We start from the raw sequence: 13271 nt of genomic DNA, 5'->3' as shown, positions 1-13271 counted from the left end.
GAGACCTAATGCCGATTACGTTTCGTTGCCAGCAATGTCAGCAATTGATGAGAATCAGCAGGAAGAAAGCAGGAATGCTGACGACCTGTCCGCGTTGCGGCAGCGAAACTCCGGTCCCGCTGCTTGAAGATAATGCTGAAGTTTCTTTGAAACCTAACCAGAAAGAGATCGTTTCAGAGCCTGAAAGAAATCTACAGAATACTCAGAAGGATCAATCGGGAATAAAGACTCTGGCGACAGCCGAGAACTCATCGGATGCAGAGGAAGAAGAATTCCAATTACGGAGGGCTCAAACTGATTTTGAGGAGATGGATCTGACTCCGATGGTCGATGTCACCTTTTTGTTACTGATTTTTTTCATGGTGACGGCTTCATTTTCCATTGAGAAATCAATTGAAGTCCCCCCGCCCAATCCTGATCAGGAAGGAGCTTCTCAAACGATTCAACCGCTCGAAGAGCTGGAAAACCAATCGATTCTTGTCGAAATCGATGCCGAAAATCGTTTCTTTATTGAATCCGAAGAAGTTCAGGATTTTCGGGAACTTCCCACACTGCTCGCTGACGTCCGTACCCGGGATTCGAAGAATGAAGTGATTATTACCGTTGATGAACGTTCGCATCATGAATCAATCGTTCAGGTGATCGATGCGGCTCAGGAAATTGGACTGCAGCGCATTCGCTGGGGTGTGATGTCGAATGAATAAGATTGCCTATCAATAATTAAATATCTAATCCTCTTAAAAAGTCATTCCAACAAGAGTGTTGGGGGCGCTCTCGTAGAGAAGTCCCCGAATCGTTGAACTTTCGGGGGCTTCCGCTAAAGCGGATCGTCCCCCCAAATTAGTCGTAATATGATCAAGTTGAATAGACGTACTCACTTTCAGTCGACTGAGTTTTTTGAATTCGCATGTTGCAATCTGACGCTAAGTGTCACTGAGGTAGATTGTTAACTCATGTTTCGTATACAAGATATTCCAACACGATTCTCAAAGACTGCGTAACAAACAACTGTGTAACACTGCGATTGCCATGCCTTATCTGGACATTTATCATAAAAAGGAGCTCATCCGTCAGCTTGAGTTGACGCGAAAAGAACCGGTCACGATTGGTCAGCATTCCTCGAATGTGATTATCATTGATGATGACGATATGCCAGTGTTATACGCCAGAATTCTCTGGAATAAGCGGGCGAACTGCTACGAAATCTCCAGTGCGAGTGAGTCTGATCTCGTGATCTCCGGTCAGAATCTGCGCAATAAAATGCTCAGGAACAATGATGAGATCGAGATTGCAAACTCCCGACTGATCTTTTTTGATCGAGATCTGGTCGAACTCATCAATCCCTCCTCTGAAGAGATTGAAACTGAAAACGTTGAAGAGGAAAAAAGTAAACTGAAGCCCAGCAAGCCTGTCAAAGAGAGTCGCCAAGATAAAAATAGTGTCCGGGAGCAAGTCAAACTTTCACGTCCGATTCAAGCCAAAGAAGAAGAATCTGTCAAAGCCTGGTTGACACGCTCGCGACGTCCGGGGGAACGGGAGGCGGCTCGTTCTCCACTGGTGACAACACTGACCATCGTCGCCATTCTGCTGTCTCTGGCAGCCGGCGGTGTCTATTTGCTGATTGGTCGACAGTCTGCCCAGATGTCCTACCAGGCTGCCAAAGAGGATCGCGAGCAGAAAAAGTTTTCTCAGGCGATTATCAAGTATGAAAAATTTCTGAGTGATTTCCCGACTCATAAATTAGCAGATACGGCTCGTGTGGAACGCGATCTCTCAGAAATCGACAAGACCTTATCGGGTGCAGGAGCCGATTTGATGTCTGCCATTGAAGCGATCCGTGTCTTTGTCGAACGACATCGCTCCCGCGAGGATTTTCGAGACTGGTATCCCCTGCTGGCGACTTATTCTCGTCGAGTCTCGCTGGAAGGATATCGGCAGGCCAGCCGACTGCACGATCCTGAATTTGTCAAACTGGGAGATGAAGGCCGTCAGCTGTTTGGACGTTTCAAAGCGACCGATGGTTCCGATGCAGCCGAAGAGCAGGAGATTGCTCAGGGTAAACGAAGCGCACTTGCGGACCTGCTTGAGTTTGATGTCAAACAGAAAAGCCTGAATGAACTTGATCGAGCATTGAAAGATCAGCAATCCGCAGAAGCTTTTCAGATATTTCGAAATGCGGTCAATCGGTATCCCGTTTTTTCGAAGCAGAAAGAATTTACCTCACGTATTCAACAGGCGTTGGAAATTGAATTGAAGGGAGTCAAACAGGTCGAGCAGGCTCAGCCCGCTTCTGTCGCTGATGCAGCCGGTCCTGTACTGCAGAAGACTTATCTCTTCGATCTTCAGGCAAATCGTCTCGATGTCGAAGCCGATGGCAAACCTGTCTGGCTGGTTTCTGACAACAATTGCTTTGCAGTCGAACGCATGAGTGGTCAACTCAAGTGGATAACAAAAGCCGGAAAGAAACGTGCATTCGATCCGCTGGATCTCTCGGTCAAGTACGACTGCTGGCTCGTCTCAACCCAGGAGAATTATGGCCTCTCACTCGTTCGCTGCAGTGATGGAGAAATACTCTGGAATACTTTGTTCAATTCACCTGTCACTGTCGAGCCGACAATTTCGGGAAGTGTGATTTATGTCGTTACCGAAGACCAGAAACTCACAGCCATCGATGCTGATTCCGGCGAGAACATGAAGTCTCTGGAGTTTCGTCAACCACTTTCTGCCCCAGCTGCGGAGTTGGATTCCCGCTTATTGTGCTGTGTCGGTTCTCAGGATGTTGTCTATCTGATAGACCGCCAAACCTGGGAATGTGTGGAAGTTCGTTATTATGGTCATGCTCCGCAGACAATTACATCGCGTCCGCTGATCATATCAAAGAATTTACTGGTCGTTGAAAATGATCAATTGCGAACGGGTCGTATCCGTGTCCTGCAGCTTTTGGAGAAAGCGTGGGATTTCAATATTGTTCACGCAGAGCGCCTTCCCGGTAGAGCACTCGGACATCCCGTGCTGTGGGGAGACCGATTGTTTCTGGAGATGAATGGTCCTCAGATCGCGGCCTGGCAACTTTCCGATGATCCGGGAGATGCATTCCTGAAGCGGATTACAAACGCAAGTGTTCCCTATTCCGCCGATGTCCGGTTGTATCTCAAGCCCTTTGAAGGAGATCGGGTGTTGATTGCGGGAGAAAATCTCCGCAAACTGACACTGCTGACCAATGCATTTGCTCAAACAAAAACATCAATCGAACTTGGACATGCGACACAGGGAATTCAAATGCATGGCGTTCATGCATACGTTGCCGGAGTGAAAGATCCGCGAATTGGCTCGCAATTTTTTCACTACGATTCACAGCAGGATGAAACCTACTGGCGTATCAATGTTTCCTGTGACCTTGTCGGATTCCTGCCAACTTCTCCAGAGACGAATTCTGCAACTGGAATCGATCAGGCCGGGAGAATATTTCAGTTGACTCGAAAGACAACAGGTCGGCTCTCAACAACACAGCCAACCGAATCTCTTTTCAGCAATCGACCGCTTCAGTCGACAGGTCAATCTCAGGTTCATTTTGTAAGGCAGGAAAGCACTGGCCAGTCGGTCGTTGTTTACGAGAATGAAGTCAAAATCATCTCCCCTCAGGGACAGGTGGAACGTTCTGGGAAATTGCCGGAAAAATGCATGTTCGCTCCAGCAATCAGTGGCAATAATATTTTATGGGCAGGCCAAAAGGGAATTCATCTTACCTCGCTGGCCGATTTTCAAGATGTTGCCGATCCCTGGTTTACTGAAGTGAACGCCGAAGGCTCCCCTTCCCTGAGAGTCTCTCAGTTGATTTCTCTCACTGGGGAACGATTTATTGCAGTCACAAACGGTCAGTCAATTATTGAACTGACGATCAGAGAAGATCCCCGCCGGCATCTGGCAGTGACTGGACAATTTGATTGTGACAGCACGATTGTGGATCAAGTCGAAGTTGATGGCGAAATCATATATATTGCCACCAGCGATGGTCGATTACTGGAAATTGATGACCAATCGCTGTTACTGATTCGGCAAAGAACTCTTCCTGGAAATCCATTAAGTGGTCCTCAACGAATCGGTCCACATGTGCTAATTGAAATTGAAGGAAATCAACTGTTTGCGCTTTCAACGGAGGCAGAACAAACCAACTGGTCGCTTTCTTTGCAGCAATCTGCACTGGCAACCGAAGTGATCTCGCTCTCTGACAATCGCTTGCTGGTCTGCCTGCAAAGTGGTGAGATATTCGTCGTTGACTCTCAATCTGGTCAGATTATCAAATCGCTGAAATTGACCTCAGCAGTCAGTTGCCCTCCGCTCGTGCGGTCTACAGAGGTTGACTTTGCACTGATTGAGGGAACTGTCGTAACCATTTCGCAAACTCAACTGGAAGGTCAGGAGTAATCATGCCTTCCTCGAGATCAGCATCATTTAAAGCGACTCACCAGTTTTGCACCAGACTCTGGAATGATTCAAACCGATTCCTGATTTGTCTGGTATTGATCGGGATGAGCGTATTCGATTCGTCTCACCAGATTTATGCACAACCGGATCCTCCGACCACCGAAACAGAAACAACGACTGAGAAAACAGAGGCCAGGAATACCGATCAACTTCCGTTGATTCAGGACATGAAACTACCCGATGTTCAATCCTTGCTCGAAGGCGAAAAGACCGACTGGATTGTGTTAATTGGAGATCGTGTCCTGCAGGTTCCCGCGATCTGGCCCAGACCAGACCAAATGGCCTGGCTTGAGCAGGAGCAGAAGCAACTGCTCAATAATCGTCCTGCAAACGAACCGGAGTTGAGCGAATGGCTGGGCGAATATCGAAATAAGTTTTATATTTACCTGGCAGTCGAGCAGGAAGGTGTCGAGGATGACTATCGGCTGCACATGCGATATGTGGACTACATTTTGTACCACGAAGAAATCTGCCTGAGAAAAGTCGATGAGCTTTTATTGCAAGGGAATATTGAAATCGCCCGTCGATTATTGACGGCCGTTGGCCATTGGGAATTGGAGAATAACGAGAAGAGAAAACAGGAACGTCTCACTCCCCTGCCCTGGCCTGGATTGATAGAACGAGAACGCTCCCTTTTAAGAAGTGAAGTTCGACTCGCTCAGAAAAACAAGGACTGGACCAGAGGTTTTTCATTAATCAAACGTCGATTTCCGTTTGATCGAGAAGATGCACAACTACCAATTCTCGCAGCTGAACTTCTGGAACAAATTGCTGAGGAATCATTACAAAGCTTCGATTATCGGCGAATACGATTTTACATCTCACAAACGTTTCAGATGTTCCCGAAGAATAAGAAAGCCGAAGATTGGCAGGCCCGTCTGCTGGAACTGGCAGAATCTCAGATGAACCTGGCCGAGCAGGATAAAAAACAAAACCTTGATCGGGAAGCTTCGTTGCGGGCTCAGCACAGCGTTAAGATCTGGCCGAATTCGAGCCAATTGAATCGACGTCACAAGGCTCTGCAGGAACGCTATCAAACTCTCGAAGTTGGTTTGTTAAAAGATGGTTCAGGCACGGATCTGGTGCTGAACAGCTTGCGGAACAATCATTGGTTTTATGTCGAGCAGATTTCAGAGGGCTACCCAAGATTTCAGTCTCGATTCATTGAAACCTGGCGGCCTGACGATCTGGGGCGATTGATTCGATTGCAGATCTCACTCAAGCCTCAGCCACTGGAATCTCGACCCGTTGTCGATAGTCATCAGCTGACGGCTGTATTGCTGGAAGAGACTTTACAACGATCGCCACGAGATCAGGATCTCTACTCCAACTCGATTCAGACCGTACAAATTCTCTCTCCAGACGAACTCGAGATTCAGTTTGAGTCGCAAACACCTCATCCATTGGCCAGATTGGCAGCAGTTCTGCGGCATCGAGATCTGAAATCGGGAATGATTTTGCAGTCGAGTCATTTTGAACAAAAACCTTCGGAGTCACCTTTAGAATTTGAAAAGCCCGGCAGGCAGTTTGTGAGGTCGCATGTAGGGCGGGTCGCTGCAGAGCGTCGTGGAATTGTTGAAGTTCATGTCAGAGAATTTGAGTCTCAGAATACGATGTTACAGAGTTTGCTTCGTGATGAACTCCACGTACTACCTGAAACACCTTCCCGCTTTGTGGATATGATTCGAAGTGACCAGCGATTCTTTGTGAAGGAATATGCTGTCCCCAGAAACTGGGGATTAAAATTTCACTTTGAAGGCCGACTCGGTTCTCAAGCCGAGTTGCGTCTTGCATTACTTTCGATGCTGGATCGCAATGAATTAATCGAATCCGTGCTTCCTGGCGATACCCCAGGAAGACCATTGCATCAATTGAGCAGTTCATTGTGCCCTTCCACTTCACACGCATTTCACCCCAGTCCCTATCTTCCTGAATTTGATGAGCTTTCGGCATTCGCTCTCGTTCAATTGCTGAAAAAATCACCTCAGTTTCCGAAAGAGATCTGCTTAGGCTACCCGCCAAATGAATATGCTCAAAATCTTGCCGAAGTCATTAAAAAAAAGTGGGAGCGTCTCGGCATTCCCACAAAACTTATTGAATTTTCCAATGAGTTGGATGCCGTCAGTTCGCAATCAGAAATGACAAATGAGAACGTCGATGTCGAAATCATTTCTTACTGTATGTCGGCTCCACATTATGAATTGCCAGCATTGCTGAGTTTGCATTCCCGGTTAATTGTCGATGATCTGGCTAAGTTTCCATCCTATGTGAGAGCGACCCTGCTGGTATTGGAAAACGCGCGGAACTGGGATGATGTCGACATATACTTAAGGCAACTTCAGGATCAAATGATTGTGAATTCGTGGTTATATCCAATTGTCGAATCACGTCGCTTTATGACGATCCGCCGTGAAGTCCGCAATTTACCAGAGCAATTGATCGAGCCATTTGAAACGATTGACCACTGGATGGTTGACCCTGTTGCCCCAGCGTATTGAATGATGATTGGAGTTTTGCAAATTCCAATAAATTCATAACCCGACGCATCAGCGAGGAGCCCGTGTGGAATTTATGATCAGCGAGATCTAGTGCATGCCATCCCTGTTGAAGGGATGGCAAAACAAGCGATGTTTATGCTTCGCAGATCAGTTATTACATGAAATATCAGGCACGACTTGATATCAGAGTTTAACCGAATTATTAATCGAAAGCCGTCCCCTTGCTGACACTTTGGGTTAAGATGCTTTGGATATTTCGCACAACGTCTTCGTAAACTTTATGAATTCTGTCTTTTTGCAACACTTCAGTGTTCACGATTAATTGTCATCGATTTACGCCTCCGCTCTCCTGTGAAGTTACATCTTCATTCCATAATTCTGAATCAGTTCCTCCCGGATCGATTCCACTTCACGCGGTTCGTAAGAGAGAGTCTCTTTGAGATTCCCCCAGACCGGAGCAGGCCAGCAGGCATCTTGAGGATGGCGGCCGATCACATGAATGTGCAATTGTGGCACGACATTTCCCAGGCTCGCAAAATTGACTTTGGGGAAATTACGAGTCTGCTTAAGGTACTTTGAAATTCGTTGACATTCCTGAAGTACGCATGTTCGAGTCTCTTCTTCCAGATCGAGTAAATCAATCTGATCCATCTCCGGAACAAGAATGAACCAGGGGATCGTTTTGTTTTTATGGAGCAGGACAGTGCAGATATCGTAGTGTCCCAGGAGATGACAATCGGCTTGCAACTGTGGATGTAGATTCATGTGAGAGTTGCTCTGAAGAGAGAAATTATGTTGCGGAGGCTGTGGGAGAATTTCGAACGAGTTCCAGAGCATAGGCCAGTGAGTTTAATCGTGTGGAGACGTCATCAGCACGAGACATGAAGACTACGGGAACCGAAGTGCCACAGAGGATGCCTCCGAATTGACATTTAGCTGTGTACATTATTGCTTTGACGGTCAAGTTTGCTGAGAGCAAATCGGAAAACAACATACCATCGGCTTTGCCGATCACTGGATCCTCAATTCCCTTACGACTTCCCGCGATTGCATGATAAGCCAGATCGAACGAAAGCGGTCCAGAAGCGTGACATTGCTCTGGAAATTCCTGTTGAGAAAATCTGATGAGTTCAGGCATTTCGAGTGTTTCAGGCATTGCTTCATTGATTTTTTCGGTCGCAGCCATCAAGGCAATGTTGGGAACTGAGCAACCCAGCTTGTGGGCAGTCTCGATCAATTGAATCATCAAATCTTTTTTTTGATCAACCGTCGGCCGAATGGAAATTCCAGTATCGGTCATGAGAAAGACTTTTTCATCCCTCGGAATTTCCATCAGTACGATCTGCCCAATTGCACGCCCCGTTCGTAAGCCAGTTTCACGATTCAATATGGCTTTCATCAAATCGGGAGTCGCGATTTGACCTTTCATCATCAGCGATACATGGCCTTGATGAATCAATTCGACAGCTGATTGAGCGGGCGAATCGCTATCGACAATTTCAAATTGAGTCGCATCCAGTTTCAGTTGCTCGCACAATGATCGAATGTCATTTTCCAATCCGCACACGTAAGGTTTCACCCATCCAAAGGCGGCTGCCTGATGCAGGGCCGTTAAGACCGTTTCATCGGCACCACCAGCGGCAGCCACTCCAATTGGTGACTCCGTCTGGCTGGCTCGTTCGTACAAAGTCTCAAAAGTAGGCAGGTTCGACATTAACGGAAGCTCTCAAGCATGGTTGGATTTATTGTCTACTGATCGGTCCACTGTGGTGGACGCTTTTCGAGAAAGGCCTGCATACCTTCCTGAGCATCGGCTTTCATGACATTGTCTGTCATCACATCGACAGCATCGTTGTAGGCCTGAGGCTCACTCAGAGAAAGTTGTCGATAAAAGGCTTCTTTTCCTACGCGAACTGTCATTGGGCTTGAAGCGATTATGGATTGACAAAACAAATCGACTGTGGCGTCAAGTTCACTGGATTCGACAACCCGATTGATCAAACCGACTTCATAAGCCCGTTGAGCAGAAAGTGGTTGCCCTGTCAGCAGCATTTCCATGGCCACTTTCGCAGGAACGGCTCGGACAAGTGGCACCATAGGCGTTGTGCAGAACAGACCGATTTTCACACCCGGTGTCGCGAAGCGAGATTCGTTCGTGGCGACCGCTAGATCGCAGGCGGCAACCAACTGGCAACCAGCCGCAGTCGCCATCCCCTGCACTTTCGCAATCACCGGTTGAGGAATCCGACGAACCATTTGCATGACATTCGAACAGACTTCAAATAATTCCCGATATTCCTCGGATGGACGTTCAACCATCTCTCCAAGATCGTGCCCTGCACAAAAGGCTGGCCCATTGGCAGAGATGACAACGACTCGGATGGACGGTGTTGTTCCAATCCGATCCAATTCCGCCTGCAATGTCTGCAACAGAGAAAGCGACAAGGCATTTCTTCGTTCCGGTCGATTCAGAATCAACTGACAGATTCCCTCAGCCGTTTCAGTGAGTAGAATTGGGGTTTCATTCATAGTCGCACTACTCTCATCGTTTTAAATCATTAGGTCCACGAAGATGAATATTAGTTGTGCGCGTAGTCGATCGCCAGTGATCGATTGAATCGGAAGGAAATCCTGATTTATGCACTGCAGGGACACAAGTAGTTGAGTAGATTTCACATAGAGTGTCAATTTTTCAAGGATTTGTGAGGGTATTAACGTCGATGAAGATATTGAGAGTCCAGAATTTCAATGTCTTCGTTGAACCCGATATTTCATCCGTTATGACAATTCGCCAGAAAATATCGCTTCTCCTTCTGCTGGGATCCTGCAGCCTGGTCGGTTGTGCGACTCCTCTGTACCAAATGCCATCCGGGTACAGCAGCACCTACGTAAAAGCTGCTCAGGTGACTCCTGTCGAGATCACCCCTCTTCGTAGAAATGAACAGCGAAGTCGCTAGACGATGTCTAGTTTTAATGGAGCGGCTTGCGGTGTGAAATGCCCTTCAAATGAAGACTTGCCCCGTTACGGCTAAAGTGGGCGCGCTCTAATTTCAAGGTTGGATGGTGTGCTTAAAGCCATCGAGATCGTATAGTAGTTCTTAATTGTCGATTTGACTTCAGCTCAGACTACTAAATTGTCACTATTTTTTGAGCTCGCAACAGTTGTAAAGCATGACAGTGAAGTGCGTAGCTGTTATTGGGCAGCCAAAAAACAAAAGCCTGACAGGGTACTACAGATGGATCTTGAAAAATTCTCAACCTCGGCTCTTAGAATTCTTCGTGACGATCAGCTGCTTTCTGATCCTGTCGAACGTCTGGTTTATGAATCCGACGGCTATCTGGTTGAACGCCGCATTCCCGATCTGGTGATTTTTCCGGAATCAACGGCTCAGCTTTCAGCGGTTATGAAACTGGCATTTGAAGAGGGAATTGCTGTGGTTCCCCGAGGAGCGGGGACGAGTCTGGCTGGGGGGTGTCTGCCCGTTGATGGCGGTGTGACGGTTTGTCTGTCTCGTATGAAAACGATTCAAGAGATCAATCTGGAAGATCGTTTTGCGGTTGTCGATGCCGGGGTTGTCAATGGGCAGTTGAACCAGAAATTGCTGGGTAGCGGTTTTCATTTTGCCCCCGATCCCTCCAGTGCGGGGGCTTCCACCATTGGTGGAAATATTGCGACTAATGCAGGTGGACCGCACACACTGAAGTATGGGGTGACTTCCAATCATGTTCTCGGACTTGAAGTTGTCCTGCCAGATGGAAGCATCTTTGAATTTGGTGGACCTCAAGGATTTCACACTCAATGGGACTGGTCCGGTTTGTTTACCGGGAGTGAAGGGACCTTTGGATTTTGTACGCGGGCGACAGTGAAACTGGAACGATCACCGCAATCCTGGAGGACGAGACTGGCCGTGTTTGATCAGTTGGATGATGCGGTGGCAGTCGTCAGCGAAATTATTGGAGCGGGGATCATTCCTGCGGCTTTGGAATTGATGGATCAGGGCATGCTGCGGGCGATAGAAGATCGCTACCACCATGGTTTACCTGTTGATGCTGGAGCAGTTCTGATTATCGAAGTCGATGGTCCCGAGCAGGCGACATTACATGAGATCGAACGGATTGACAGTATTTGTGCATCCGGAAGTTGCCGCGAAATCCGAAAAGCAGAAACAGCAGACGAGCGAGTCGCGCTGTGGAAATGTCGCAAGCAGGCCTTTGGAGCAATTGGAAGCCTCAGCACAAGTTTCTGTACACAGGATGGCGTCGTCCCGCGAACGCGATTACCCGAGTTGCTCAAAGATGTCATCCGGGTGGCTAAAAAATATGACCTGACGATTTTCAACGTATTTCATGCAGGGGATGGAAATATTCATCCCATCATTTTATTTGACGAGCGAAATCCAAAGCAAATTGAGCAAGTTTTGCTGGCCAGTGAAGAAATTCTCGAACAATGCCTGGCATATGGGGGCACAGTTACGGGTGAACATGGGATTGGCATTGAAAAAATCGATTTCATGGATCGAATGTTCAATGAAGTCGACCTGGAAGTGTTTCGGGAATTGAGAACAGTCTTCAATGCAAAACAGATTACGGGACGAGGAAAACTGATTCCAGCCACTGTTCACTGATCACCGCTCACTGGCCTTTACGTCCCAGAGACCTAAATTCCTGAATCGATCATGTACTCAGGAGTTCTCGAATTTCCAGGAGCTACTTTCAGATGCTGTAAAAAATTGCCAGCTTCTGCAAAATCGTGCAATATTTTGATGCAATGTTGCTAAATCCGAGTCTGTCACACTCAAAAATCAATTATGCTTGAGAAAGTAGCAAGCCCCTCAAATTCAATCTCGCCTAAGAGGGGCGAGAACGATCAACATAGAAGTCATTTTCGAACAGATCCCTCATTTGTTGAACCGCCTGTTCAGCAAAGGGGCCTTCAGCTTCAATAATGAGATGAGTTCCCTGATCTGCACGGAGCGTCATCAGGTCGAATACGGCTTTCGCGTCGACTACCTGATCAAGTTTACGAATGTGAATTTCACATTCATGACTGCGTGCAAGCTCAGCAATTTTTGAGCATGGGACCAGGTGGAGACCGTGTTCAAGATTTACGATCACTTCTTCACTGCAAGAATGAAGATCTCCCATTTCGATATGTCTAGGCTCCATCATTTATAATTCTTCCCGTTCAATAAGGGATTAGCAGGTGATTTAATCGTAGGACACAGAGATTCACAAAAGGTGACCCTGTTTCCAGAGATAATCCTGCCAACCTGTTTTTCAACGTCCGTGTCAGCCAGGTTGAAGATTCCGTGCTGGTCAGTCTAAAGTAGAAATGAAATCGCGAAACATTGAGACACTGATGTTTCGTCTCAAGCTTAAGAGGTGTTTCAGATACATTCATAATGATTGTCAATCGCTTCAATACAACATCAATAACTGAATTGAAGAATCGAGAACAAATCAAATTATAATCATATGACCATGCAGTATGCGATAGCATTTTGTTAATTTCAGCTTGAATTGCCTCGATTAACTAAAAACCAAGCAAGAATCATGCCGATAACGTTAAACTTCGTCCTGGTCAGCCTCAGTAAGGAGCTCAAGAACTTCATCTGGAGTTCTAGATTGGCGTAAAAAGTTGCAAAAATTCTCATTCCGCAAATGTCGTGAAATTGTTTCCAGAGCACGTAGATGATCGCCTGGACGGTCTGGAGGAGAAATCAACAGGAACAAAATGTAGACATCTTCGCCATCTAAGCTGGCAAAATCGACACCTTCTGGAGCAATTGCAATCGTGGCAATCAGTTCATCGACTGAGGGATGCTTTGTATGAGGGACTGCAATTCCCTTGCCAATTCCAGTCGAACCAAGTTCTTCCCGCTTGAGAATGGCTCCGACAATGCTTTCTTCGTTGTCCGCTGAAATTTGACCGTTGACTCGCAATGAGCCAACCAGCTTTCGTATCGCATCTTCCTTGTTTTCAACTTTGAGGTCTGTGATGACCGAATCTTTGACCACAATTTCAGAAAACTTCATAACGCAATACTCCGCGGAAGGTAAAACTTTAAAAGGAGATTAATAATATCTATGCTTGTTCAGTGAAGATTCGATCGCTGATAGAACGATCTGAATCTGACAATTTGCACGCTTGTTACTTCATTGAGAATTGTAACTTCATTTTCGACCAGGTCGTAATGGTTTGAAACAGAGTACACATCGATATTGCGACGTTCTCTGACAATCCAGCTCATTCAATTTCGTTTATCAAATCGGAAATCGCATCTAACG

Annotated in this window: 9 protein-coding genes; 4 read left to right on the top strand and 5 right to left on the bottom strand. The window is 46.8% G+C overall.

The annotated features are described in order from the left end of the window. The first annotated feature begins 74 nt into the window (after positions 1-74). The 3 genes from Pan54_RS08440 (at position 75) to Pan54_RS08430 (ending at position 6983) form a co-directional block, all read left to right on the top strand. Complete coding sequence (locus Pan54_RS08440) at positions 75-704, top strand: ExbD/TolR family protein (RefSeq protein ID WP_146503061.1); 630 nt, start codon at positions 75-77, stop codon at positions 702-704. 325 nt (positions 705-1029) lie between these two features. After that, positions 1030-4425: an outer membrane protein assembly factor BamB family protein gene (locus Pan54_RS08435; RefSeq protein WP_146503060.1), complete on the top strand. Its 3396-nt coding sequence runs from the start codon at positions 1030-1032 to the stop codon at positions 4423-4425. Between the two features lie 2 nt (positions 4426-4427). Next, entirely contained in the window at positions 4428-6983 is a 2556-nt protein-coding gene (locus Pan54_RS08430; protein WP_146503059.1) for a hypothetical protein, read from the top strand. A 357-nt stretch (positions 6984-7340) separates the two neighbouring features. Here the strand turns inward: Pan54_RS08430 and Pan54_RS08425 are convergent, their stop codons facing one another. Genes Pan54_RS08425 through Pan54_RS08415 form a run of 3 tightly spaced genes read right to left on the bottom strand, consistent with a single transcriptional unit; the run spans position 7341 to position 9512 of the window. Next, positions 7341-7748 carry an HIT domain-containing protein gene (locus Pan54_RS08425; protein ID WP_146503058.1) on the bottom strand — a complete coding sequence of 136 codons (408 nt, stop codon included), beginning with the start codon at positions 7746-7748 and terminating at the stop codon, positions 7341-7343. 25 nt (positions 7749-7773) lie between these two features. After that, complete coding sequence (locus Pan54_RS08420) at positions 7774-8697, bottom strand: phosphate acyltransferase (RefSeq protein WP_146503057.1); 924 nt, start codon at positions 8695-8697, stop codon at positions 7774-7776. Positions 8698-8732: 35 nt separating this feature from the next. Further along, positions 8733-9512 carry an enoyl-CoA hydratase gene (locus Pan54_RS08415; RefSeq protein WP_146503056.1) on the bottom strand — a complete coding sequence of 260 codons (780 nt, stop codon included), beginning with the start codon at positions 9510-9512 and terminating at the stop codon, positions 8733-8735. 707 nt (positions 9513-10219) lie between these two features. On the opposite strand from Pan54_RS08415, the gene Pan54_RS08410 reads away from it, so the two are divergent. After that, the gene (locus Pan54_RS08410) at positions 10220-11608 is read left to right on the top strand and encodes an FAD-binding oxidoreductase (RefSeq protein ID WP_146503055.1); all 1389 of its coding nucleotides are present in this window, start codon (positions 10220-10222) and stop codon (positions 11606-11608) included. A gap of 223 nt (positions 11609-11831) precedes the next feature. Here the strand turns inward: Pan54_RS08410 and Pan54_RS08405 are convergent, their stop codons facing one another. Together Pan54_RS08405 and Pan54_RS08400 are read right to left on the bottom strand one after the other, a co-directional pair. After that, positions 11832-12152: an HPr family phosphocarrier protein gene (locus Pan54_RS08405; protein ID WP_146503054.1), complete on the bottom strand. Its 321-nt coding sequence runs from the start codon at positions 12150-12152 to the stop codon at positions 11832-11834. A gap of 396 nt (positions 12153-12548) precedes the next feature. Beyond that, complete coding sequence (locus tag Pan54_RS08400; protein WP_146503053.1) at positions 12549-13019, bottom strand: PTS sugar transporter subunit IIA; 471 nt, start codon at positions 13017-13019, stop codon at positions 12549-12551. Positions 13020-13271 lie beyond the last annotated feature (252 nt).

Origin of the sequence: Rubinisphaera italica (genome assembly GCF_007859715.1) — a bacterium.
In the GTDB taxonomy this organism is placed as follows: domain Bacteria; phylum Planctomycetota; class Planctomycetia; order Planctomycetales; family Planctomycetaceae; genus Rubinisphaera; species Rubinisphaera italica.
This window is presented reverse-complemented; position numbering and strand designations above follow the sequence as displayed.